The following is a 25,317-nucleotide window of genomic DNA, read 5'->3' on the forward strand; positions in this document are numbered from 1 at the left end:
GGATAAAGCTTTGGAAAATTTAGCAAAATAAGCGATAAAAGGTTTTTGGAGGCTATAAAAAATGCTAGAGCACTTGAAGCGGTGTGTTTGATAAATGAAAATCTAAATATTGCAATCGCTGAAGATGCTATATAAGCTTGCGAAAAGTTTTTAAGTTTATTTTATAAAGAATTTTTTGATGATAAATATAAGGCTCCAGAATCTTTTTATCGAATTGCATTGATTAGAATAAGGGAAACTCTCGAGTCAGAGTCAGATGTAGCTGCTGCAAAAAAGCTGTAAATACTTGTAGTATTGCAAGGTTAAAAGAGTTATTAAAGTCTATACTAAATGGTAAAAATGCAGAAGAGGCGCTTAAAAGTTCCAATTTTTCCAAAGTGCTTTTTAGTAAAAAACCAGCTATGCAAAATCAACTTTATTGTCCAATGAATAATATAGAACTTATATTTTTAGTAGAATATGCGCAAGATAAAGAAGATTATCTTATCACTAAAGTAGCCCTAGATTGTATTAATTTAATATATCTTAACTCACTTGAAAGTGCTTTTATGTACAGAGAAAGATTTGACGGGATAGAATCTTGGGATGTTTCGCATATTAAAAATTTCTCTGATTGTTTTTATCATTGTGAAAATATGAATGTTGATTTAAGCAAATGGGATGTAAGAAAAGGTCAAGATTTTCATGAAATGTTTTCTGGATGTAATAATTTTAATTGCGATATAAGCTCATGGAATATGGGTAAGGTTAGAGATATGGATAATATGTTTTGTAACTGTAAGGAATTTAACCAAAATCTTGATGCTTGGAAAATCTCAACCGAAATCTTAAGAAAAAATAAAAATATTTTCAAAGGATGTCTTTTGGAAAAAAATCCTCCGATTTGGTTGAAAGAATTCAATGAAGCAATCAATGCAGATACCGGAATATTAGCGGTTTTAAATCTTATAGAAGATAATAGAGATAAAGATCATAAGGAATATTAAATCTTTTAGTACGCAAAAAGAAAGATTATGCAAAGCATTAAAAGTTTTTCAAAATACAAACGCACAGAAAAAAATGAACAATACGGAGCTTGCTAAAATATATAATGAGATAATGCATTTATCGTACTATAGTATTCATGATCTTTATATACGTTGTAGTTGTGAATGTATTTGTATTGTACCTTTTGAAATTATAGAAAATATCGCTAAACTTGCTGAAAATACAAATTTTCTCTTAGAATCTAAAGAAGTTGAAGATTGTCTTAAATGGGCATTATCAAATGGTCGTGCAGATATTGGGAAGCTTTTAATAAGTTATGGAGCGAATTACAAAGAACTTGTCAAAAGCGCACGATTTTTGGGTATATATTGGGCAGAATCTATGCGTTTTGATTTTTATTTTATGGGTAAAGAAATAGATTTTGATATATTGGAAAAACGTAAAGAAGAAAGATGTGATATACTGAAATTGTATATACAAAATGGTGCAGATTTTAAGCATTTATTTTTTGCTCATGTGGATATTGCAAAAAATATTTTAACGAAAAATTATTTTAAATTTGAAGAAACCTTTTTAACTGTAGAAAATTCCATGTATGAAAAAAACCCTATACCTTCGATATTTGCATTGGTTGAGTTAATAAGATTGGATCACTATACGAGTGATCTTTATTTAAATAAAACTTTGCTAGAATATATGATATTTTTAGGCAGACACAAAAATATAAAAAGCCCAGATAATGATTATGATAAACGCTTTGTGAATTTGGATTTTACTCAGTATTTAGTTCAATACGTAGATCTTGTAGAAATGTATGAGAGTAAAAAAGATTATTTTATTTTACTTTTAAAATTCATCGATATTGTAGAAAAGATTAAAAATAATCAAAAGGTCAAAATAGATGATAAAAATTTACTTAAAATGCTTGTCAAGATTGATGAGATTAATTTAGGGCTTTTGGATGTAAGCAAACTAAAAGACTTATCTAAAGTTTTTGAGCGTTCTTATCGTAAAGATTACAACGGGATAGAAACTTGGGATGTAAGTAAGGTAAAAAATTTTAATTCTTGTTTTAAAGAGGCAATTTATTTTAATCATGATATAAGTACTTGGAATGTAAGCAAAGTAATTTCTATGGAAGAAACTTTTCGAAAAGCTATTTGTTTTGATCAATGTTTGGATAATTGGGAGCTTGCAAATTTAAAAGAATGTAAAAATGCGTTTTTAGAATGTCCTTTAAAGTATAATCCACCAAAGTGGTATAAAACGAAAACAAAACAATAAACAATATTGATTTATAAGATATTTAATAGGAAATTAAAGAATTAATTTCCTAGTTTTTTATTGAGGTGAATTAAATTTATATCTTATTTTGCAATAATATTGCGGGTTTATTAAAATTATTTTTTTTATATAAGGTTTAAATTGTATAAAAAATAAACATTTAGCATAATTTTATTATTTCTTTATTTAAACTTAAATTAAGTAAATATTAAGATTATTTTTTATACAATCACATTTTAAATTTTTGGCAAAGGTAAAAAATATGACAAAGATAACAAAGCCAAACGAAGTAAAGCGAGAATGGATTGTTTTAGACGCAGAAGGAAAAAGATTTGGTCGTCTTTTAACCGAAGTAGCGACAATTTTAAGAGGTAAAAATAAACCTTGTTTTACACCTAATGTTGATTGTGGAGATTATGTAATCATTATCAATGCATCAAAAGCTGTATTTACAGGTGCTAATAAGGCTGAAGATAAGCTTTATCATAGACATTCTGGATATTTTGGAAGTGTAAAAAGTGAAAAATTTGGAGATTTACTTCAAAAAAATCCTGCTAAATTATATAAATTAGCAGTTAGAGGTATGCTTCCTAAAACAAATTTGGGTAGAGCAATGCTTAAAAAACTAAAAATATATGCTGGCAGTGAGCATCCACATACAGCACAAATTGCTAAAGAAGGAAAATAATATGGCAACAACATATGCAACAGGTAAAAGAAAAACCGCTATTGCAAAAGTTTGGGTAAAACCAGGTAGTGGTAAAATCAGCGTTAATGGTGTTGATTTAAATACTTGGCTTGGCGGACATGAAGCTATTAAGCTTAAAGTGGTTCAACCTTTACTTGCTACTAAGCAAGAAACTTCTATGGATATTAAAGCGACTACTCTAGGTGGTGGTTATAGCGCACAAGCTGAAGCTTTAAGACATGGTATTGCAAGAGCTTTAGCGGCTATGGATGCAGATTTTAGAGCCTTATTAAAACCAAAAGGACTTCTAACAAGAGATAGCAGAACTGTAGAACGTAAAAAATACGGTCGTCGCAAAGCAAGAAGAAGCCCACAATTTTCTAAACGTTAATCTTTACAGCGAGATTTTTCTCGCTGCTTATTTTTATACTTTAATTATTTCTCTCTTTTTCTATTTTTATGTTATAATCTTTACATTTAAAATTTATTATCAATTGAAGGATTTTTTATGAAAAGGTTATTATTGGGTTTAGGTTTAGTAAGTACTTTATTTGGTGCCGATCAAAATATTAAATTTGAAGTGACTCCAACTTTCAATTATAATTATTTTGAAGGTAATTTGGATATGAAAAATCGTTATGCCCCTGGAATTCGACTTGGCTATCATTTTGATAATTTTTGGCTAGATCAAGTGGAATTAGGTTTTGAGTATTATTCTAATGTAAAATATGCTAATACTCATGAAACTACAGATATATCTAGAACTTATTTAAATGCGATCAAAGGATTTGATTTAAATAAAAGATTTTATTTTTATGGTCTAGCTGGAGGTGGTTATGAGAATTTTTCTAATGCTGCCTATGATAATAAAAGCGGCGGATTTGGACAATATGGAGCAGGAATTAAATTTAGTTTAAGTGATTCTTTAGCTTTAAGACTTGAAACAAGGGATCAAATTAATTTTAATGATGCTAATCATAATTGGGTTACAACCTTAGGTATTAGTTTTGGTTTTGGTGGAGAAAAAAAACAAAGTGTAAAAAATGAATCCAAAACTAGACAAATTGAAGAAAATACACAAGCAGAAACATATGTACTTGATGAAAGTGGCAAACAAAAAGTAATTTCCTTAGAGGGACATTTTGGGTTTAATAAAACTAATATCAATCCAGTTTTTAGCCAAAAAATTAAGAAAATTGCTAAAATCCTAGATGAAAATAAAAATTATAATACTATACTCGAAGGACATACTGATAATATAGGTTCAAAAGCTTACAATAAAAAACTTTCACAAAAACGTGCGCAAAGTGTTGCTAAAGAGCTTGAAAAATATGGAGTTGATAAAAATCGTATTAAGACCATAGGATATGGTGAAGAGCACCCAAGATCTAGTAATGCAACTAAAGAAGGAAGAGCTGATAATAGAAGAGTAGAGGCTAAATTTATACTCAAGCAAAAACAATGAAATATACTATTTTATTTGATTTAGATGGCACTTTGATAGATTCTACAAATGCCATCTTAAATTCATTCAAGGATGCCTTAAGATTTCTTAATTTGGATGTAAAAGAAGATGAAAAAATTAAAGATCTTATAGGCCATCCGTTAAAAAATATGTTTGCGATGCTCTATCCTCATTGTTTTAATTTGATCGATGAATTTGCTAAAATTTATCGTGAATGTTATTCTAAAATTTATTTAGAACAAACAACTTTACTTCCAAAAGCTGATCAAGCTTTACATCTTGCTTATGATTTTGCTGATTTGGGTATAGTGACAACTAAGGGTGGAACTTTTACTCCTATTTTGCTTGAATCTTTAGGAATTAAAAAATTTTTTAAAACTTTAATTACTCTTGATGATGTTAAAAATCCAAAGCCAGATGCAGAACCTATACTTTTAGCATTGGACAAATTAAACAAAACTCAAGAAAATGCTTATATGATTGGCGATACTATTTTGGATGTACAAGCATCTTTAGCGGCTAATATCACTCCTATCGCTTTAAGTTGTGGTTATGGCGATGAGAATGAATTAAAGAGGTATTCTCAAATTTTTCCAAATGCGTACGAAGCAATTTGCCATATACTAAATATTAAACAAATTTGAAGTTTTTGTTAAACACCTTTTAAGAGAATTCGTAGTATAGTCTTGCTGATAAAAAATATTGATTAAGGAAGGTCTTAATGAGTAAAGTAATGAAAACTATGGATGGAAATGAAGCTGCTGCTTACGCAGCGTATGCTTTTACAGAGGTAGCTGGTATTTACCCTATCACTCCAAGTTCCCCTATGGCAGACTATACCGATATATGGGCTGCTGCAGGAAAGAAAAATTTATTTGGAGTGCCTGTAAAAATTGTAGAAATGCAAAGTGAAGCAGGTGCGGCAGGTAGTGTTCACGGATCGTTACAAGCAGGTGCTTTGACAACAACTTATACTGCATCTCAAGGTTTATTATTGAAAATTCCAAATATGTATAAAATTGCAGGACAACTTTTACCTTGTGTTATACACGTTGCAGCACGTTCTTTAGCATCTCAAGCTTTATCGATTTTTGGGGATCATCAAGATATTTATGCAGCAAGACAAATTGGTTTTGCGATGCTTTGTTCTCATTCTGTTCAAGAAACTATGGATTTAGCCGGAGTAGCGCATTTAGCTGCGATTAAAGGTAGAGTTCCATTTTTACATTTCTTTGATGGTTTTAGAACAAGTCATGAAATTCAAAAAGTCGAAGTGATGGATTATGAACATTTTGATAGATTGTTAGATAGAAAAGCTCTACTTGAATTTAGAAATGGTGCTTTAAATCCAGAGCATCCAAAAACACGCGGAACAGCGCAAAATGATGACATATATTTCCAAACTAGAGAATTAGCAAATCGTTTTTATGATGCTTTGCCAGATGTTGTTAATGAATATATGCAAGAAATTTCAAAAATTACTGGTAGAGAATATAAACCATTTACTTATTATGGACACAAAGAGCCAGATCGCATTATTATTGCTATGGGTTCTGTAACTCAAGCTCTTGAAGAAGTTGTGGATTATTTAAATGCGAAAGGTGAAAAAGTTGGTGTTTTCAAAGTTTATCTTTATAGACCATTTAGCTTAAAATATTTCTTTGATGTAATGCCAAAATCAGTTAAAAAAATCGCAGTGCTTGATAGAACTAAAGAGCCAGGTAGCTTAGGAGAACCACTTTATCTTGATGTAAAATCAGCTTTCTATGGAAGAGAAAATGCACCAATTATTGTAGGTGGAAGATACGGACTTTCTTCTAAAGATGTCGATCCTGCACAAATGATCGCTGTATTTGAAAATTTAAAACTTGATAACCCTAAAAATGGTTTCACAGTAGGTATTGTCGATGATGTAACTCATACATCTTTACCAACCGGTGAAAAAATTTCTCTTGGAGACGAAAGTACAATAGAATGTTTATTCTATGGTTTAGGTGCCGATGGAACAGTAGGCGCTAATAAAAACTCTATTAAAATTATCGGGGATAAAACTGATTTTTATGCACAAGCTTATTTTGCGTATGATTCTAAAAAATCAGGGGGTTATACAAGAAGTCATTTGCGTTTCTCTAAAAAACCAATTCGCTCAACCTATCTTGTATCAACACCTCACTTCATAGCCTGTTCAGTAGCAGCCTATCTCGAACTTTATGATGTATTAGCAGGAATTAGAAAAGGTGGAACTTTCCTTTTAAATAGTATTTGGAGTGCTGAAGAAACTATCAGACAAATTCCTGATTCTGTTAAAAAGACTTTAGCGGAGAAAGAAATTAATTTCTACATCATCAATGCAACAAAATTAGCACGTGATATAGGACTTGGTAATCGTACAAATACTATTATGCAATCAGCATTCTTTAAACTTGCAAAAATCATTCCTTATGAAGATGCGCAAAAATATATGAAAGAATTTGCTTATAAATCTTATAGCAAAAAAGGCGATGCTATTGTAGAAATGAATTACAAAGCTATTGATGTAGGTGCAGATGGACTTGTAAAAGTAGAAGTAGATCCTAGCTGGAAAAATCTAGAAATCAAAGAAAAAGAACAAACTAATGCTTACAAAGGTACTGAATTTGTTGAAAAAATCGTTAAACCTATGAATGCCGCTAAAGGTGATGATTTACCTGTTTCAGCATTTTTAGGTCACGAAGATGGAAGTTTTGAACACGGTACTACCGAGTATGAAAAACGTGGTGTAGGTGTTATGGTTCCAAGATGGATTGAGGCAAATTGTATCCAATGTAATCAATGTGCTTCTGTATGCCCACATGCGGTTATTAGACCATTCTTAATTAATGATGAAGAAATGGCGAAAGCTCCACGTGGAGTGAAAGAACACGCTTTAGAGGCTAAAGGAACTAAAGGTGAAAAACTAAGCTTTAAAATTCAAGTTTCTCCTCTTGATTGTACAGGTTGCGAGCTTTGTGTTCATGAGTGCCCAACTAAAGAAAAATCATTAGTTATGGTTCCACTTCAAGAAGAAATGGATTTTGGAGAGCAAGAAAATGCTGATTATTTATTTAAAGAAATCACTTACAAAGATGAAATTTTAAATAAAGAAAGCACAAAAGGCGCACAATTTGCACAGCCATTGTTTGAATTCCATGGTGCATGCCCAGGTTGTGGCGAAACTCCTTATATTACCTTGATCACAAGATTATTCGGGGAAAGAATGATCATTGCTAATGCAACAGGTTGTAGCTCAATTTATGGTGCTTCAGCTCCTTCTACTCCTTATAGAAAAAGTGTTAAAAATGGACATGGTCCTGCTTGGGGTAACTCTTTATTTGAAGACAATGCAGAATTTGGTTTAGGGATGAAGGTTGCTACTGAAAATACAAGACACCGCATTGAAGCCATTATGAATGAAAATATGCAACAAGTGCCTAATGCTTTAGCAGCGCTTTTTAAAGATTGGATTGCAAATAAAAATGATAGTACTGCTTCAGTTGAAATTAGAAATAAATTAGTTCCAATTTTAGAGCAAAATAAAGATATTAAAGCAGTTCAAGAAATTCTAGATTTAAAACAATATTTAAGCAAAAAATCTCATTGGATCTTCGGTGGTGACGGTTGGGCTTATGATATTGGATATGGTGGCCTTGATCATGTTTTAGCAAGTGGTGAGAATGTAAATATCTTAGTACTTGATACTGAAGTTTATTCTAATACTGGAGGTCAAAGCTCTAAATCATCTCGTACTGGCGCCGTAGCACAATTTGCTGCTGCAGGTAAGCCTATTCAGAAAAAAGATTTAGGTCAAATTGCAATGACTTATGGTTATATTTATGTAGCTCAAGTTAATTCTGCTGCAAATTATAGTCATTTGGTTAAAGCACTGGTTGCAGCTGAAGCTTATGATGGTCCTTCTTTGGTTATTTGTTATTCTCCTTGTATAGCACATGGTATCAAAGGTGGTCTTGGTTATTCTGGGGAGCAAAGTGAGCTTGCTACAAAATGCGGTTATTGGCCACTTTATACTTTTGATCCTCGTTTAGAAGAGCAAGGAAAAAATCCATTAACCTTAGCTGGTAAAGAGCCTGAATGGGATCTTTATGAAAGCTTTTTAATGAATGAAGTTCGTTACAATGCTTTGAAAAAATCAAACCCAGATCATGCAAAAGAATTGTTCGAAAGAAACAAAAAAGATGCGCAACGTCGTTATAGACAATTAAAACGTATTGCTATGGCTGATTTTAGCAACGAGTTAGAAAACTAAAATTTGCAATGCAAAGATTTTTTTGTGCCATTTGTTTGTTTTTTACTTTTTTAATGGCACAAGATGATTTTGAAGAATATTTCAGATCTTTAAATTCTAAATGCGATGTAGATCTTGAAAATCTTCAAAATCCTTTCTTAAATCCTACCCTTGAGAAAATCAAAAAACTTAATATAGCAGCTATCATGCTGGATCAAGCAAAAATCAATAATCGTTGGTATAAAAAAGGTGATAGAATTGACGGTGCTTTGATTGTTGAAGTCAATAAAAAAGATATAGTATTACAATACGATAATTTAAATTTTAAAATCAATTTTAAAACCAATGCTAAGATTAATATTTATTAAGATCTTATTTTTTACTCAAATTCTTTATGCTTTAGATTGCCAAAAACGTTTATTTGATATCAATATCCATGAAAATACAAGTTTGGAAGAAAGTCTTAGAGAACTTGCAAATTATTGTTCATTTAGTATTATCGTAAAAGATAAGATCGCTAAAGAAAAATTAAAAACCATTCAAAATGATATTAATATACATCAAATGAGTTTAGATGAGATTTTTAATCTTTTTATCAAAGAGCATGATTTATTTTATGAATTTAACGGCAAGGTTTTGAAAATTTCAGCCTTAAAAACAAAGATTTTTAAAATAAGTTATATCACTTCAGTTAGAGAAGGTCAAAGTATCACTAAAGCTTCAGTGGATGCAAAACCAAGGCAAAGCGAATTTAAAACTTCATCTGAAGATAATGAAGATAATATGATTAAAAGCATGGAAAAATTTGATTTTTGGCAAAATATAGAAAAAGAAATCACTATGTTGCTTAATTCTTCTCATGAAAGCTATGAAATAAAAGCACCCATAGTCAATTCAAATGCTGGAATTATAATAGTTACAGGCACTCATTCTCAATTAGAACGTGTTAGAGAATATTTGCAAAAACTTGAAAATCGTTTAAAAAAGCAAGTGATTATCGATGTTAGTATTATCGCTGTAAATTTAAATAAAAGCCATTCTAGCGGCATTAATTGGCAAAATTTTAATTTGGATTTTAATTCCAAAACAAAAAGTGGTGAAAATTCTTTTATTCATTTTCAAAATGGACAAGGTTTTGTGAAAAATTTAGGTTTTAGGGCAAATTTAAATTTTGATTCTATTATCAACTTTCTTTCTCAAAATGGAAAAACTTATGTGCTTTCTAATCCTAAACTCATGGCTTTAAATAATCAGCAAGCTATTATTTCAGTTGGGGATACGATCAATTATCAAGTTAAAGAAAGTTCCAAAGGAACAGAAAATGGAACAACGGTGAGTGAAAGTTATAGTAATTATTCTATTTTTATAGGAATTTTGCTTAATATTTTGCCAGAAATTTCTGATGATAGCAAAATAATGCTTAGAATCAACCCAAGTTTAAGCGATTTTAAATATCCAGAAGATAAGAAAAGGCAAAAAGAGCCACGCACTATCGCTCCAGATACGATCCAAAAAAAGCTATCAAGCGTTGTTCAGGTTGAAAACAATCAAACTCTTATTTTGGGTGGGCTTATTTCAAGAAATAATGGTGAAAATAAGCATTCTGTTAATTTTTTGTCTAATATCCCTTTAATAGGGGCTTTATTTAAATCTGATGAGGAGATATCGGATGTAACAGAAATTGTTTTTATTATAACACCTACCATAGTTGATAATGCTAATTTTCCAAGTCTTAGGGAGTTAGGATTTAAACATTATGAATAAAATTGTAAATTTAAGGGAAGAAATTTTTTCAAAGATAAATGAGAGTTTAAAACATAAAACCTTGATCTTAATTTGTGGTTTGAGCGGGAGTGGCAAAAGTGTTTTACTGCAAAGATTAGCAAAATATCATGACATTGATTATATCGATGAAATTTTTTCAGATGAGAAAGAATTTAAAGACATCGTTAAAAAAAGAAAAAAGGATGTTTTGATACTCGATGAAGTGGGTATGTATGAGGAAAAAATATTAGAACTTATTCGAATTTATAGTGATCAAATGAGTTTTATATTGAGTTCTCATAAAAAAATAGATCTTTTTGAAAAAGATTATTTTAAAAGTCGTTTCGAGGCAATTTTTTGGCTTGAAAAGCTTAATATTAAAGAGCTTCATCAATATATTCAATTAAAATTCAATATTGATTTTTCTCATAAAGCAATGAAAATAATAATGAAATTTTACAAAGGAAATTTAAGATATGTTGATAAAATGCTTAAAAGTTTTTGCGAACTCAATCTTTATTTTAAAAACACAAAAAGTCAAGATTATGTACTAAAACTTTGTGCTTTAGAGAATGGATTTTTAAAATGAATTTGCAAGAAAGAGTGCGTGATCTTGAAAGTGCCTATAAAAAATATTTGCTGAAAAAATTTTTTAAAAATTTATTTTATCTTCTTTTTATCGGTTTGCTAATTGGCATTATTTTTTTCATTGTGCAAAATCATTATAAACAAAAATCAATATCTTTAGAAGCTTTAAATTATAAAAAAGAGTTGGAGCAAAACATCATAAAAGCTAAGATCTTGCAGGAAAAAAATAAAATAATAAGAGAAAAACTCATACAAGAAAATAATCATACCATCTCTAAGATACAAATTGATTCTAAAGTATTTAATATTGCTAAATTAAAAAATAATTTTTATAAAAATCCTAGCTATGAAAAGGCTTTAATTTTATCTCGTGAGTATTATAAGATGAAAGATTATAACAAATCTATTTTTTGGGCGTTAAAAGCTAATGACATAGATAAAAAAGCTGAGGATTCTTGGTTGATATTTGCTAAGGCTAAAATAGCCTTAGGTCATAAAGATGAAGCTAAAAAAGCTTTAGATGCTTATTTGGATTCTTATGGATTTATTGAATTTGATAAAGAGTTAAAGAATGATTGATCAAAATTTATTTGAGGATTATTTAAATCAAAAAATAAATCTTGATCAAATTTATCAAAATTTTAATATACAAAGTGAAGATTTTTTAAAGAAATTAGCCTCTTTTTTAAATATGAAATTTATTGAGTTAAATGAATTTGATGAAAAATTTTGTGAAAATTTTCCTTTTAATATACTTTTAAAATTTCAAGTTTTGCCGATAAAAAATGAGAATATTTTATATGTAGTCAGTGCAAAACCTTGTTCTTTGGAGCTTTTAGAACAAATAAAAATTTTTACAAATATTGAAAAAATAGAAATCGCACTTGCTGATGAGTTTAAAATTTTAAAATTTTTAAACATTCTTCGTATTAAAGATGAGTTGAAAAAATTAAGCATCAAACTTAAACTTGAATGGCAAGAGGGCGTAAAAGAAAACCAAACTTGTATCAGTCAAATTTTTTATTTTATCCTTGAAGAAGCGCTTAAAATAAATACGAGTGACATTCATATAGAATCTAGGATCAATGATGCTTTGATAAGATTTAGAGTGGATGGTATTTTAAAGAAATTTGTTGATCTTGAAAAAGATATTTATGAAGCTTTGATTTTTCATATTAAATTTTTAGCCCATTTGAATGTAGCAGAATCAAGAAAAGCTCAAGATGGTAGTTTTGAGCTTAAATTTAAAGAAGAAAAATACGATTTTAGAATTTCATCTTTGCCTTTATCAAACGGTGAAAGTGTGGTTATAAGGATTTTAAAGCACAATAAAGAAATTTTAGAGCTTGAAAAGTTAAATTTAGGAAAGAAAAATATTGAGATTTTAAAAAAAGCTTTAAAATCTCCTCATGGGATGATTTTACTTACAGGTCCAACAGGAAGTGGTAAAAGTACTACTTTATACGCTTGTTTAAATGCATTAAAGAGTATAGAAAAGAAAATCATCACGGCAGAAGATCCTATAGAATATAAAATGCCTTTAATTCAGCAAATTTTACTCAATCCTAAAGCAGGATTTGAATTTAATAATGCTTTAAGGGCGATTTTAAGGCAAGATCCCGATATTATTATGATAGGCGAGATTAGAGATGAAGAAAGCCTCGATATAGCTTTAAAAGCTTCTTTAACCGGACATTTGCTTTTAAGCACTTTGCATACAAACGATGCGCTTTCTACGATAGATAGACTTTTAGATATGAAAGCAAAACCTTATTTAATTGCTTCTGCACTTAGTTTAATTATCGCACAACGTTTAGTCAGAAAGCTTTGTCCAAGATGCAAACAAAAAAGCACTAAATACAAGCAATTTCAAGGAAATTTTTTTGAGGCTAGGGGTTGTGAGTATTGTCATCAAAGTGGATTTATAGGTAGAGAATTGGTTGGTGAGTGTTTAAGGGTAGATGATGAAATTTCTCAGGCCATTAGAGAAAATAAAAGCAAGAGTGAAATTTTGGCACTTGCGAAAAATAAAGGCTTTCAAAGCATGTTTGAGCAGGGTTTGCAAAAAGCAAGAGAAGGTATTACGAGTATAGATGAGCTTTTAAGGGTTTTAAATGAAACTTTATGAGCTTGAAATCATTAAGGCACAAAAAAAGTATAAAAAACTCATCAGAGCTGAAAATTTAAACACTGCACAAGCTAAAGCTTTGGATAAAAATTGGAAAATTATCAGTATTAAAGAAAAACAAAATAGCTATTTAAAAAAAATAAATAGTGAATATTTCATACTCTTTTTTAAAGAATTAGCCTTGCTTTGCGAAGCTGGATTAAGCATACAAGAAGCCTTTAAAGAGCTTGTAAAAATTCATTCTTTTAAAGGTATAAGCAAAGTTCTTGATAATTTGCTTTTAGGGCAAAATTTAAATCTTGCTTTTGAAAACGCTAATTTTGGGTTAAATTATGCAGAATTAGCCCTAATAAAAGCAGCACAAAACACTGGAAAATTGAGTGAAAATTTTTTGCAAATTGCTATGCTTAGAGAAAAAAGCTTAGAAAATAGAAAGAGATTTAAAAAAGCTATGAGATATCCTTTGTTTGTTTTTGTTAGTGTTTGCGTGGCTTTTATTTTTTTGATGCTTTATGTGATACCTAATTTTAAAGATTTATTTGAAAATTTAAATATTAACTTGCCTTTCATAACTACCATCATGCTTCAAATTTATGATTTTTTACAAAATTATATCGCGATATTTACCTTTTTATCGGTGTTTGTTTTTATCTTTGTTTATTTTATGTATAAAAAATCTTATTTTTTTGCTTATATTTGCGATTTTATCTTTTTAAAAATACCTTTATTTTCAAATTTCATTATTTATAGTCAAAATTATTATTTTTTTATGGTTTTTTCTTTACTTTTAAAAAATGGAATTTCACTTTCTAAGGCTTTTAATTTAGCGATTTTGGGACTTGAAAATAAGCTAATTATTTTAAAATATAAAAAACTTTTATCTTTTATGGATTCTGGACTTGAAATTACTCATGCTTTTAAGAAAATAGATGTGTTTGATCCTTTGGTGCTTTCTATGTTAAATATTGCGATGAAAAGTTCTAAACTTGAATTTTTAACTGAGGAAATTTCAAAATATTATGAAAACAAAATGCAAAATCTTATGGATAGATTTTTAGTTTTACTTGAGCCTTTAATGACTTTATTTGTAGCAATACTTGTTTTATTGCTAGCCCTTGGTATTTTTCTGCCTATATGGGAACTTAGCTCTGGAGCGAATTTATAATTTATAAAATTAAAAATTTTCAAGAAAAATAATCCCAAGCAACTTTGATGATAGTTATGCCCACTACGATTAAAAATAGACTTTTGATAAATTTTCCATTGCTCTTTAATACAAGTTTAGAGCCTAGAAAAGCTCCTAAAATCTGTCCAACAGCCATGATTAATCCTACTTTCCATAAAACCTCATATTGCCATAGGAAAATGATTAAGGCGATGATATTGCTTGTGAAATTTAAGATCTTTGTATTCATGCTTGCTTTTTTCATATTAAAGCCAAGCAAGGTTACACAAGCAAATATCCAAAAAGATCCGGTTCCAGAACCTAAAAAGCCATCATAAAAACCTAAAGTCAAGCCACAAATAAGATAAAAAAATTTAATATTTTTAATTTTTGGATTGTTTTCATATTTTCCCAAATTTGGACGTAAGGCCGTGTATAAAAAAGTTAAAGTCAAGCAGATTAAAATAATGATTTTTAAATTTTCATCCTTAACAAAAAGTACGCTATAACTTCCTAAGATAGCACCTACTGCGGTAAAAAATATCCCCCAAGCTAGATGGGGTAGGGTTGTGGATTTAAAATAAGTGATTGTTGCGGTAAAAGCTCCGCATACACTTTGGACTTTATTGGTTGCGATGGATAAATGTGCAGGAATTCCACAAGCTATCAGTGCCGGTAAAGTTATGAGTCCGCCTCCGCCAACTATTGAGTCTATAAAACCTGCAAAAAGTGCCGCAAAAAATAATATAATATAATAAATTGTATCTAAATGTTCAAAGCCCATGTATCAATCTCCTTGCTTTGCCCTAAACGATAAAGTGCAAAATCATACTTAATAGGATCATTTGCATCAAATTCTTTTAACTTTTTAGTAAGTTCTAACACGCTTTTATAATCATATATTTTACGCTTTAAAAGTCCTAAAGTCAAGGAAATTTTAAAAAGATGAGTATCAAGAGGAATTAAAAGATCTTTTGTGTGTATATTGGTAAAAATTCCAAGATCAAGCTCGTCTTTTCTAACCATCCATCTAAAATACATGTGATATCTTTTAAGCGGCGATTTTGGCATATTTTGCCAAATTTTTCCAAAGAAAAAATCATAGCCATAGCTAGAATAAGTATTGATTTTTTGAATTTTTTTCATAAAAACAAGGATAGCATCTGTGGTATTTTGCCTTTTTTGATAAGCCGTGGTAAAAAGTTCATTTAAAGAAATTTCTTTTTTAACTCTTGAGAGGGTGATAAAAATTTCTACAATATCTCTTTCATTTTGAAAGCGATATTTTAAGCCTTTTAAATTTTTTCTAATTTGTTTTTCATTTAAGTCAAGTAAAGAAAAATCAAGTTTATTTAAAAAATTAACTATATTTTTGGCATTACCATAGGCAAATAAAGCACAAAGCAAAGCGATGAATTCATCTTTATAAATTTTGGCAACTTGCAAAGGATCTGGATTTTCAAATAAAGCTTTATCGGTATTTTTTAGTTTTATTAAAGCATCTAGCTTTGCTTTTAACACATTAGACATTTTACTAGGTTATGATTTAATTCCTAGTAAAGTATCTAGCATTTGATCAATAGTGGTAACAATTTTCGCAGAAGCTCCGTAACTTGATTGCCATTGTATCAAGGCTGCAAGTTCTTCGTTGGTATTGACTCCGCTTTTAGATTGATACTCGCTATACACAGAATTATAAAAGGTTTGATTGCTAGCATTGACTACATTGTTATTTTCTCCATCAGATCCTATTTTTCCTGTAAATTTACGGTAATATTCTTCCATAGTCAGTTGATCTATAGTTCCATCTTCATTGTAAAAATTAACTTTATCATATTGAAGGTGTATGATTTTGTTTGCCATATCATTACCACTATCAACCCCGTTTAAACTAGCTCTTACTGTACTTGGATCGCTTAAAATAGAATCTTTTACTTTGATATCACTTGCGCTATTTCCGCTAAAAAATCCCCCTATGCTAAAAGCACCTGCAAAATTAGTCCCTTTATCTTCTATAGCTATTTTATATCCTGATTTGGCAGTCAGTTGAAATAAACCGTCATTAGAAGTTGGATCATAACTAAAACTTACATTGATCAAATCATCAACATCATCATTAGGATCTTTGTTTCCATTATCGTCAGTATTGGCTTTGATTTGACGTACGATATCATCCATAGTGGTATTAACATCGATATTGATAGTTTTTGTAACTTTTTTATCCCCTTTTTCATCATAAAGGACGATATCAAAACTTCCTGGTTGTATAGTTCTATCGTAATTCATTAAAGGGATATTGCCTTGAAGTCCTGAAAGATAATCAGAAGTTACAGGGCTTTTTGCAGAACTAGCGTAAAGATTGTTAGTTTCATTGATCATTGTTTTGGCAAAAGTATCTAAAGAATCCATATAGCCTTGTATGATTCCATCGCTATATTTTCCTTTGCTTTTATCGTAATTTCTACCGCGTAAATCAAGCTGAGCACCTAATTGTCCTCCTGAAATTTTACCAGTTAGATCTCTTACTTTTTCATCTGCGGTTTCATAATAAATACTATAAGATTTATTTTTATCATCATAATCAAGTTTTAGTGGATGAAAATTGATCCCATCAACTATGCTAAATCCTTCGATGCTAAGATTATATTGATGTCCTGGATCATTTATGGTTGTGTCTAAGCGATTATCTTGATTGATTTCATTTTTACTGGCTACGGCACTTACGAGTTTTGAAAGGGTGAGTTCAAGTTCATCTCTTCTATCTCTTAATTCGTTTGCGTGTTCGGTTGGAAGAGCTTCTTGACCATAAATTTGCTTATTTATTGTTGCAATTTCTTCACCGATTCTATTGATTTCATCTACGGTTGATTTGATATCGTTATTGATTTTCTTTTGAATTTTATCTAAGGTTGAAAAGGTATTATTAATGCTTTCTGTTAATGTTTGTGAAGCCTTTACAAGGGCTACTTTCGTAGCATTTTCATTTGGATTGGATGCAAAATCATTCCAAGCTTTATTGTAATTTTCTAAATCTTGTAAAATCCCTGTATTTTGCAAATCTGGAAAACGTTCTGATATTTCTTGTAAGGTTGAGGCCATATATTTAGTGTATTCTAGTTGGGTTGAAGCTCCTTTTAATTTAAAATAAGAATATTCATCATGCAAACGAACAATACTTTCTATAGCTGTACCTGTACCTACTTGAACTCCATTAGATGAAACATAACCATTGGTTGTTTGCACAACTCTTTGTCGAGTATAAAAAGTTGCGTTTGCGTTAGAGATGTTATTACTGGTAGTTGCAATTTGCACTTCACTTGCCTTTAAGCCTGTAACTCCGGTATATAAAGTTCCAAAAATACCCATATTCTTATTCCTTACACGTTAATCTTAAAAATTGACTCTGGTGTAGTCTTTTTATCACCATAAGCATTATTCGTTCCATCATTAAGATTAAACATTTTATTGACTAAACCATCAAAGAAATCTTTGATGATAAGTACAAATTTGGCGTATTCTTTGTTAGCAGAATGAAGAGTTTGAAGATTTTTTTTCAATAAATCTAATTTTTCTTTATCCTCTTCATCAAGTAGTTCGCTAAGTCCTTTAGTGGAGCTATTGTTTAAAGCTACCAAAGCAGCATCGAGTTGTTTTTTAGCTGTTGTAAATTCAGAAATCAGTTTATTTTTTTCTTCAACACTAGGTGCAACAGTATCGTGTTTTGCAACTTTTATATTTTCAATGTCTTCTTGGGTCAATGCTATTAATTTTTCTAAGATAGCATTGACCTCATCAAGATGTTTTTTTAGCATTTTCTCTCCTTTTTTTACTCAAAAAAAGAGAGAAAATTTTTTAAATTAAAGAATCAGCTATAGCAGCAGCTGTGGCTCTTGTATCGATTTTATAAGTGCCATTTTTAATTTGTTCTGCAATTTTTGCAGCTTTATCATTCTCTGTTTTTTGAGTATCGTTTGTTTTAGTTTCTTTATTTGTCTGAACTGTGTTTAATGTGGAACTTGCCACGTAGCCTTGCTGTATAGGATTTATCATTTCTGCCTCCTTGAAATTTTTTATTAATAATCCTCTACAGACTATATCGGCTAAAAATTAAAAAACTTAACCCCTTTCTTTTAAAAAATCGTATAATAATTTTGAAAAACCCATACCACCGCTTAAAGCCTTACTGATGGTGTCATTATACATAGATGAATAAATTTCATCACTCGCATCTTTTCCAAAAAGTGAATTTTGAGATTTTAAAGACACGTCTAAAACTTGTTTTAAAAAAAACGCTTCAAAAGCGTCGGTTTGTTCTTTTAAAGCCTCATCTTCTTTGGTTTTAGTGACTATATCATTATCATTTATTTTGATACGACTTTCTAGACTTCTTGACGCTTTATTTAATAAAACATTATCCATATTGAATGTATTTAAAAAATTATCCACTTTCATTATATAATCTCCAAATCAGCTGTAATTGCGCCTGCACGTTTTAAATTTTCCATGATGGCTATAATATCATTTGGAGTTGCTCCAAGTTTATTAAGCATTCTTGCGATATTTGCAACCGTGCTTTTTGTGTTATTGATCCTTAAAGTATTTGAACTAGGATCTATAAAACCACCATCTTTCATATCAATTTCATTTTGATTTGGGGTGGTGTTATTGTTAGGATCAATTTTGATTGTGATATCTTTATGAGTGATCAATACAGGTTCAACCTCTACATCAACACCTGCGATCACCGTTCCTGTTCTTTCATCGATAATCACTTTGCTTTCTGGAGTATAAGCTATATCTTGATTTAAAACTCTTGCCATAAAATCTACATTTGAAAGATCTTCTGGCTTTTTAAGTTTTATAGTGCGTGAGTCAATCGCTTTAGCAACATCTTCTCCAAAAACATTATTTAACACTCTTTCTATATTGCTAGCAGTTTGAAAATCAGCTACTTTTAAACTTAAAGTTAAATCATTGTTTTGGCTGAAATTTTGTGGAATTTCTCTTTCTACATTAGCTCCGCCCATCACAGTTGCTGCTGTAGAATGGCTACCTGCGCCACCTGGTCTAGCTGTGAGTCCTCCGGTTGAAATTGATCCTTGTGCGATTGCATAAATTTCTCCGTCAATTCCACGAAGTGCAGTGAGCAAAAGCGTTCCACCTTGTAAAGATTTTGCATCCCCTAAAGAAGATACTGTAATATCAAGCTTATCTCCACTTTTGGCAAAAGCTGGAAGTTTTGCTGTTACCATTACGGCGGCTGTATTTTTTGATTTGATATCTGCTGGATCTACTTTGATATTCATACCTTGTAAAAGATTGGATACTGATTGTAGAGTAAATTTAGAACTTGTACCATCTCCACTACCATTAAGACCAACCACAAGTCCATAACCTATAAGTTGATTATCTCTAACACCTACAGTGTTTGCTACATCCTTGATTTGTATTGCAAAAATATTTGTCATAAAGAGTAAAAAAAGCATTAAAACTCTCATGGATTATTCCTTTAATCTATGTTATTACATAGAAATAAAGCAAAAAGTGTTCCAATTTTAAGAGTTTAATTTTAAAGAGTGTTTTCGTAAAAACTAAGAGTGGTTAGACCAAATTTTTTGGATTTGTTTTTTTGAAATTCTTCTATGTTTTGTGGGAGTTCTATTTTAGAATGATGTTCAAAAATGATTTTTTCTATATTTTTTCGGTTAAGATTTTTTAAAAGATTTTCAATGTCTTCATAAATTTTTTCAAAACCTTTTCTGATATCAAAAGGTGGATCAAGATAAAGAAAAATAGGAATATTTTCTTGAGTTAATTTTTCGATCAGCTGAGGTAAAATTTCAAAAGTATTTCCTTGTATCACATTTAAATTTTGATCGATTTTAGAATTTTGAATCGCGATTTTATAAGCATTCTTATCAAGCTCGATCGCATAAGATTTTAAGGCAAAATTGCTTAAAGCTTCAGCCGCCATCAAAGCACTTCCTCCAAAAGCTTCTATAAAAATTTTATTTCTTAAATTTTGTCTTATGACATTAAAAACACAAGCTTTTACTATACTTTTAGTGCTTCTTGTTTTTTCAAGTGAAGGCAAAAGAAGTTTTTTTCCTTTGTATTGCCCACTTTCTATAAAGGTATAAATTTTTATTGTTTGATTTTTTTTATTTTTTGAATCTGAGATTTTTTGATATTCTTTTAAAAAATCTTTTACACGAATAAAATCTTCACTCATGTATCAAAGCTTTAACAAGTTTATCTTTAAGTTCGCTAATGGCAAGATCTATTTTTGTTTGATAATCTTTTCTAAATTCTTCTGCTATGGAGTCAATTTTTGCTTCTAAAATTTTTCTTTTTTCATCCGCGAGTTTTTGAGCGGTTGTTTTTAAGGCATTGTCAAAATCATTTAAAGATTTAAACAAAGCTTCCTTGCTAAAAGGCACACTCAAAAAAGGAGAATTAGCAGCTATAAGAAATAAAGGTTTGCTTGAGGGAATTTTTTCATCACTAATGATAAAATCACAATCTTTTTTCATCACTAAGTGTTCTTTTAAAAAAAGAGCCAAAGCTCTTTCTATAATGATATCTTTACATTCTAAAGAAATTTTCATATCAAGGTTACTTTTAATTCATGATTTTGCAAAGACGGGTTTTTAATACCTTGAATTAAAGATAAAAATTCTAAATGGCTTAAAATGTAAAAATCTTTAAAATCTCTATTGCTTATACTCATAAGTTTTTTAGCACAAGTATCAAACATATAAAAATCTTTAGGATTTTTTACAACTAAAAAATCGCTCCCGCTATCATAAGCATCTAAAAGAATTTTTGCCGCCATTTTATAGCTAAGTTCGCTATTGAGTTTTAAAAGATCAAAGCCATTATTTTTATCAGAATTTTCGTATGAAATAAATTTTGCTTTGATTTTTGATCTTAAATTATCACAAGGCTTAAAACCATAAAAAGCTATATTGAAATTGCTAAAATCATGCTTGACTTGCCCAAGTTCTTTTATTTCATTTTCAAAAGCACTATTTTTAGGTAAATTAAAATGCAATAAATCTTCATCAAAAAGTCCTAAATTTAAAATTTCTTTTTTTAAATTTTCAATCACATTTTCTACTTTTTCATTAGTGCCATTAATATGATAAAAGATTCCTTTTTCAGGATCAGAAATCGCTTTTAAAATTTCCACTTTTTTATCTGGATATTTTTTGATCATTTCAAACGCAAGGTAAAATAAAGCATCTCCCATATACTCAGGAAGAAATTCTAAAATTTCATTGGCATAATATAGATAGTCGTATTTTTCATAAAATTTTTTATCTTCTTCGTTGCCAAATGGAGCAAGGTATTTGTATTTGCTTAAAAAATCATCCTTATTGATGATCAAGTCTTTTATCGATCTTTTTGTACTTAGCGGTTCAATAATAAGATTAAAATCATGCTTTTTAATCAACTCTTCCAAAGGGGTATTAAGAGGTAAAATTTGTTTATTAACAACTATATGAGAATTCTCATTTTTTTCAAATTCGAAATAAATATCATCATCTTGCACTTGTAAAAGTAAATCATAAAGAGTGGCAAAATTTTCATAGTTGCTATAAACATAAGGTTTATAATAACTCTCATAATCTTTATTTTTATCAAATCTAAAAAGTCTAAGTTCTAAATTTCTCATAATTTTTTCCTTGATATCTTTAGGATAAATATTATATAAAAAAAAATTAAAATTTAATAGAATTTAAAAAGAAATTTCATAAAATTTTTTTATGAATAAAGAAGATTTTATAATTCATGCTTTTTTAAATGAAAAAAATGGCGATGATGGTGCTATTGTTGATCAATGGTGTTATAGTAAAGATTTATTTTTTGAAAATGTGCATTTTAAAAGAGAATGGCTTACTTTGGAGCAAATTGCTACTAAGGCAATGCTGGTAAATATTTCTGATGCTATTGTGATGAATGCTGAGCCAAAATACGCACTTTTAGGACTTGCTTTACCTAATTTAAGCAATGAAGAAATCAAAACTTTACAAAAAGGTTTTTTAAAAACAGCAAAAAAATTCGGTATAAAAATCATAGGCGGCGATACGATTTATAATCATAAAATCGATATCAGCGTTACTATTATCTCTAAGATTAGAGAAAAAACTGTGTTTAGAAAAGGCTTAAAAAAAGGACATTTGCTAGCTTATACGGGAAATTTGGGAGAGAGTTTAAAAGGACTTGAAATTTTGCAAAATGGTGGTAAATTAAATTTAAACCATCGTTTTATAAAACCTAAATTAAGACAAGATTTTTTTTATGAAATTACTCCTTTTATTTCTTGTGCTATGGATATTTCAGATGGCTTGAGTAAAGACTTATCGAGACTTTTAGCAAAAAATAAATGTGGCATTGAATGGTTAAAAAATTTAGATGATTATACTCTTTATAGTGGAGAAGAATATGAAATTTTATTTGCTTTTGATGAAATGCAACGTTTTAAGATAGAACAAATTGCAAAAAAACATCGTGTGAAATTAAATATCTTTGGAAAAGCAGTGAAAGGAAAGTATGAATTTAATGGAAGAGAACACCATTTTTAAGCCTTTATATAGTTTAAAACACGCTCCTATTAATGCGTATTTTAGCAAAAATAGTGATGATTTTGTGGTGCGTGAAAAAGCTTTGTACGAATTTAATGGCAAAGGTGAGCATCTCATTTTACACATTAACAAAAAAGATTTAAGTACCAACGAAGCTTTAAGAATTTTAAGTGAAGTTAGCGGGGTAAAAATACGCGATTTTGGTTATGCTGGACTTAAGGATAAGCAAGGATCAACCTTTCAGTATATTTCTATGCCTAAAAAATTTGAATATACTTTAAACAATTTTTCTCATCCAAAATTAAAAATTTTAGAAACTTTTACCCATGAAAATAAATTAAGAATAGGGCATTTAAAAGGCAATTCTTTTTTTATCCGCTTGAAAAAAGTTTTACCAAGTGATGCTTTAAAACTTGAACAGGCTATTATTAACTTAGATAAACAAGGTTTTGCTAATTATTTTGGATATCAGCGTTTTGGTAAATTTGGAGATAATTATAAAGAAGGACTTGAAATTTTACGTGGCAAAAAAATGAAAAATGTCAAAATGAAAGAATTTTTAATTTCAGCTTTTCAAAGCGAACTTTTTAATCGTTATTTGAGTAAAAGAGTGGAATTATCGCATTTTTCAAAAGAATTTAGCGAAAAAGAGCTTATGCAAATTTATCATATCTCCAAAGAAGAAGTTAAGAGCTTAAAAAAACAAGATCATTTTTTCAAGCTCTTAAAAGGTGAGGTTTTAGGGCACTATCCTTTTGGAAAATGTTTTTTATGCGAAGATTTAGAAAGTGAGATTAAGCGTTTTAAGGCAAGAGATATTAGCGCTATGGGACTTTTAATAGGTGCAAAAGCGTATGAAGCTAAAGAAGGCTTGGCTTTAAATTTAGAGAATGAAATTTTCAAAGATGCTTGGGAGTTTAAAACTAAAATGCAAGGTTCAAGACGCTTTATGTGGGGGTATTTGGAGGATGTTAAGTGGCGATACGAAGAGCAAAAAGCACATTTTTGTATAGAATTTTTCTTACAAAAAGGCTCTTATGCTACGGTGATTTTAGAGGAGATTTTGCATAAAAATTTATTCGAATAAAATCACTCTGCTTTTAAAGCGATCAAAACGCCTTCAATCATTTTTTTGATATCTCCATCTAAGATATTATCTACTTGAGAAAAAGCTTCTCCGCTGCGATTGTCTTTGACTTGCTGATAAGGAAAAAGCACGTAAGAGCGGATTTGATGTCCCCAGCCTATCTCGCTTTTTTCGCCAGAATTTGCACTATCTTGTTGTTTCATGAGTTCAAGCTCATAAAGGCGAGATTTTAGCATTTTAAAAGCGGTTGCTTTGTTTTTATGTTGGCTTCTATCGTTTTGGCATTGCACGACTATTCCTGTTGGAAAATGTGTGATTCTAACGGCTGATTCTGTTTTATTGACGTGCTGTCCGCCTGCACCACTAGCACGATAATAATCAATCCTGATATCTTTTTCTTCGATTTCAATCTCTATGTCATCATCAAGTTCAGGACTTACCATAACACTTGAAAAGCTTGTATGACGACGTCCGGCACTATCAAAAGGAGAAGTTCTTACTAAGCGATGAATTCCATTTTCAGCCTTTAAATAACCATAAGCATTATCACCTTTAACCAAAAAGCTTACGTCTTTAAGTCCTGCTTCATCGCCTTCTTGAAAGTCAAGAGTTTCAACCTTAAATCCTTCCCTTTCGCAAAATCTTAAATACATTCTATAAAGCATACTTGCCCAGTCATTGCTTTCTGTTCCACCTGCTCCTGGATGAATGGAAACAATTGCGTTTTTGCTATCATTTTCTCCACTTAAAAGCATGGAAATTTCAAGGCTTGTTATCGTATCTTCAAGCTTTGGTGCATCATTAAATAAAGCTTCTAAGGTTTGCATATCGTTTTCTGCATTAGCTAAATCAAAAAGTTCGCTTGCATCATCAACGGCAGATAAAGCTTCTTCGTATTTTTTTAATAAATTTGCAATTTTAGTTTTTTCTTTTCCGATAATTCCAGCTTGTTTAACATCGTTCCAAAAAGAAGGAGAATTTTCTAGCTCTTCAATTTCCTTAAGCCTTTCTTGAATGCTTTGTGGTTTGATGATAGAGGCTATATTGCCTACTTTATTTTTAAGAGTTTTTAGTAGTTCGCTAAATTCATAATTATCCATAAAAATTTCTTTCTAAAGTTAATTTTATGCAATTTTAACAAATTTTATCAAAAAATAAGCTAAGTCTATTTTTAATCGTAGTGGGTATAACCATCATCAAAGTTGCTTGGGATTATTTTTCTTGAATTTTAAATTTATTTGAAAAATACAAAAATACCTTTCAAAAATAATCAAATTCAATCTTAGATGAAAAATTATGCTTTTTTATTTTT

26 protein-coding genes are annotated in these 25,317 nt (G+C 29.9%); 15 read left to right on the top strand and 11 right to left on the bottom strand.

Annotated features, from left to right (window positions below; genetic code table 11):
• The first annotated feature begins 401 nt into the window (after positions 1-401).
• The 13 genes from H2279_RS07395 to H2279_RS07455 all read left to right on the top strand — a co-directional run bounded on the left by H2279_RS07395 (position 402) and on the right by H2279_RS07455 (position 14,330).
• Entirely contained in the window at positions 402-986 is a 585-nt protein-coding gene (locus H2279_RS07395; RefSeq protein ID WP_337196118.1) for a BspA family leucine-rich repeat surface protein, read from the top strand.
• Between the two features lie 73 nt (positions 987-1,059).
• Positions 1,060-2,271: a BspA family leucine-rich repeat surface protein gene (locus H2279_RS07400; RefSeq protein ID WP_337196119.1), complete on the top strand. Its 1,212-nt coding sequence runs from the start codon at positions 1,060-1,062 to the stop codon at positions 2,269-2,271.
• Positions 2,272-2,533: 262 nt separating this feature from the next.
• On the top strand, positions 2,534-2,959 hold the full coding sequence (gene rplM, locus H2279_RS07405; protein WP_137621578.1) for a 50S ribosomal protein L13: 426 nt from the start codon (positions 2,534-2,536) through the stop codon (positions 2,957-2,959).
• 1 nt (position 2,960) lies between these two features.
• On the top strand, positions 2,961-3,350 hold the full coding sequence (gene rpsI / locus H2279_RS07410; RefSeq protein WP_137620190.1) for a 30S ribosomal protein S9: 390 nt from the start codon (positions 2,961-2,963) through the stop codon (positions 3,348-3,350).
• Positions 3,351-3,467: 117 nt separating this feature from the next.
• Positions 3,468-4,424 carry an OmpA family protein gene (locus tag H2279_RS07415; protein ID WP_137623034.1) on the top strand — a complete coding sequence of 319 codons (957 nt, stop codon included), beginning with the start codon at positions 3,468-3,470 and terminating at the stop codon, positions 4,422-4,424.
• The gene (locus H2279_RS07420) at positions 4,421-5,068 is read left to right on the top strand and encodes an HAD family hydrolase (protein WP_137623033.1); all 648 of its coding nucleotides are present in this window, start codon (positions 4,421-4,423) and stop codon (positions 5,066-5,068) included. Before H2279_RS07415 ends, H2279_RS07420 begins: the two co-directional genes overlap by 4 nt.
• Positions 5,069-5,145: 77 nt before the next feature.
• A complete protein-coding gene (gene nifJ, locus H2279_RS07425; protein ID WP_137623032.1) occupies positions 5,146-8,706 on the top strand; it encodes a pyruvate:ferredoxin (flavodoxin) oxidoreductase in 3,561 nt (1,186 codons plus the stop codon).
• A gap of 8 nt (positions 8,707-8,714) precedes the next feature.
• Positions 8,715-9,053, top strand: coding sequence for a transformation system protein (locus H2279_RS07430; protein WP_442862194.1), 339 nt, complete (start codon positions 8,715-8,717; stop codon positions 9,051-9,053).
• Positions 9,031-10,449 (top strand): pilus (MSHA type) biogenesis protein MshL, encoded by a 1,419-nt coding sequence (mshL, locus tag H2279_RS07435; protein ID WP_337196120.1) that lies wholly within the window; start codon positions 9,031-9,033, stop codon positions 10,447-10,449. The genes H2279_RS07430 and mshL overlap by 23 nt, the downstream gene beginning before the upstream one ends.
• A complete protein-coding gene (locus H2279_RS07440; RefSeq protein WP_337196121.1) occupies positions 10,442-11,038 on the top strand; it encodes an ATP-binding protein in 597 nt (198 codons plus the stop codon). The genes mshL and H2279_RS07440 overlap by 8 nt, the downstream gene beginning before the upstream one ends.
• On the top strand, positions 11,035-11,616 hold the full coding sequence (locus H2279_RS07445) for a CDC27 family protein (RefSeq protein WP_137623029.1): 582 nt from the start codon (positions 11,035-11,037) through the stop codon (positions 11,614-11,616). The genes H2279_RS07440 and H2279_RS07445 overlap by 4 nt, the downstream gene beginning before the upstream one ends.
• On the top strand, positions 11,609-13,165 hold the full coding sequence (locus tag H2279_RS07450) for a GspE/PulE family protein (protein ID WP_337196122.1): 1,557 nt from the start codon (positions 11,609-11,611) through the stop codon (positions 13,163-13,165). Before H2279_RS07445 ends, H2279_RS07450 begins: the two co-directional genes overlap by 8 nt.
• Complete coding sequence (locus tag H2279_RS07455; RefSeq protein WP_337196123.1) at positions 13,152-14,330, top strand: type II secretion system F family protein; 1,179 nt, start codon at positions 13,152-13,154, stop codon at positions 14,328-14,330. The genes H2279_RS07450 and H2279_RS07455 overlap by 14 nt, the downstream gene beginning before the upstream one ends.
• 19 nt (positions 14,331-14,349) lie before the next feature.
• On the opposite strand, the gene H2279_RS07460 is transcribed toward H2279_RS07455, so the two are convergent.
• The 10 genes from H2279_RS07460 to H2279_RS07505 form a co-directional block, all read right to left on the bottom strand.
• Positions 14,350-15,114: a TSUP family transporter gene (locus tag H2279_RS07460; protein WP_337196124.1), complete on the bottom strand. Its 765-nt coding sequence runs from the start codon at positions 15,112-15,114 to the stop codon at positions 14,350-14,352.
• On the bottom strand, positions 15,096-15,860 hold the full coding sequence (locus H2279_RS07465) for a TIGR02757 family protein (RefSeq protein WP_137624507.1): 765 nt from the start codon (positions 15,858-15,860) through the stop codon (positions 15,096-15,098). Before H2279_RS07465 ends, H2279_RS07460 begins: the two co-directional genes overlap by 19 nt.
• 9 nt (positions 15,861-15,869) lie before the next feature.
• Positions 15,870-17,696, bottom strand: coding sequence for a flagellar hook-associated protein FlgK (flgK, locus tag H2279_RS07470; protein WP_337196125.1), 1,827 nt, complete (start codon positions 17,694-17,696; stop codon positions 15,870-15,872).
• Between the two features lie 11 nt (positions 17,697-17,707).
• Positions 17,708-18,142, bottom strand: coding sequence for a flagellar protein FlgN (locus H2279_RS07475; RefSeq protein WP_200283576.1), 435 nt, complete (start codon positions 18,140-18,142; stop codon positions 17,708-17,710).
• Positions 18,143-18,182: 40 nt separating this feature from the next.
• Positions 18,183-18,380: a flagellar biosynthesis anti-sigma factor FlgM gene (locus H2279_RS07480; protein ID WP_337196126.1), complete on the bottom strand. Its 198-nt coding sequence runs from the start codon at positions 18,378-18,380 to the stop codon at positions 18,183-18,185.
• 66 nt (positions 18,381-18,446) lie between these two features.
• A complete protein-coding gene (locus H2279_RS07485) occupies positions 18,447-18,782 on the bottom strand; it encodes a rod-binding protein (protein ID WP_337196127.1) in 336 nt (111 codons plus the stop codon).
• Complete coding sequence (locus H2279_RS07490; RefSeq protein WP_137624502.1) at positions 18,782-19,828, bottom strand: flagellar basal body P-ring protein FlgI; 1,047 nt, start codon at positions 19,826-19,828, stop codon at positions 18,782-18,784. Before H2279_RS07490 ends, H2279_RS07485 begins: the two co-directional genes overlap by 1 nt.
• Before the next feature lie 71 nt (positions 19,829-19,899).
• A complete protein-coding gene (locus H2279_RS07495; RefSeq protein ID WP_137624501.1) occupies positions 19,900-20,562 on the bottom strand; it encodes an RsmD family RNA methyltransferase in 663 nt (220 codons plus the stop codon).
• On the bottom strand, positions 20,555-20,938 hold the full coding sequence (locus H2279_RS07500; RefSeq protein ID WP_137624500.1) for an ornithine carbamoyltransferase: 384 nt from the start codon (positions 20,936-20,938) through the stop codon (positions 20,555-20,557). The genes H2279_RS07495 and H2279_RS07500 overlap by 8 nt, the downstream gene beginning before the upstream one ends.
• Positions 20,935-22,008 carry an HdrB C-terminal domain-containing protein gene (locus tag H2279_RS07505; RefSeq protein ID WP_337196128.1) on the bottom strand — a complete coding sequence of 358 codons (1,074 nt, stop codon included), beginning with the start codon at positions 22,006-22,008 and terminating at the stop codon, positions 20,935-20,937. The genes H2279_RS07500 and H2279_RS07505 overlap by 4 nt, the downstream gene beginning before the upstream one ends.
• A 91-nt stretch (positions 22,009-22,099) precedes the next feature.
• Between H2279_RS07505 and H2279_RS07510 the strand changes: the two genes are divergently transcribed.
• Together H2279_RS07510 and truD are read left to right on the top strand one after the other, a co-directional pair.
• Positions 22,100-22,918: a thiamine-phosphate kinase gene (locus H2279_RS07510; protein WP_337196129.1), complete on the top strand. Its 819-nt coding sequence runs from the start codon at positions 22,100-22,102 to the stop codon at positions 22,916-22,918.
• Positions 22,887-24,005, top strand: a complete 1,119-nt coding sequence (gene truD, locus H2279_RS07515) for a tRNA pseudouridine(13) synthase TruD (protein WP_337196130.1) — start codon at positions 22,887-22,889, stop codon at positions 24,003-24,005. Before H2279_RS07510 ends, truD begins: the two co-directional genes overlap by 32 nt.
• A gap of 2 nt (positions 24,006-24,007) precedes the next feature.
• Here the strand turns inward: truD and prfB are convergent, their stop codons facing one another.
• Positions 24,008-25,105, bottom strand: a complete 1,098-nt coding sequence (gene prfB / locus H2279_RS07520; protein ID WP_337196131.1) for a peptide chain release factor 2 — start codon at positions 25,103-25,105, stop codon at positions 24,008-24,010.
• Between the last annotated feature and the right edge of the window lie 212 nt (positions 25,106-25,317).

The organism is Campylobacter sp. B0100352/1, from assembly GCF_020135855.1.
GTDB lineage: Bacteria > Campylobacterota > Campylobacteria > Campylobacterales > Campylobacteraceae > Campylobacter_D > Campylobacter_D taeniopygiae.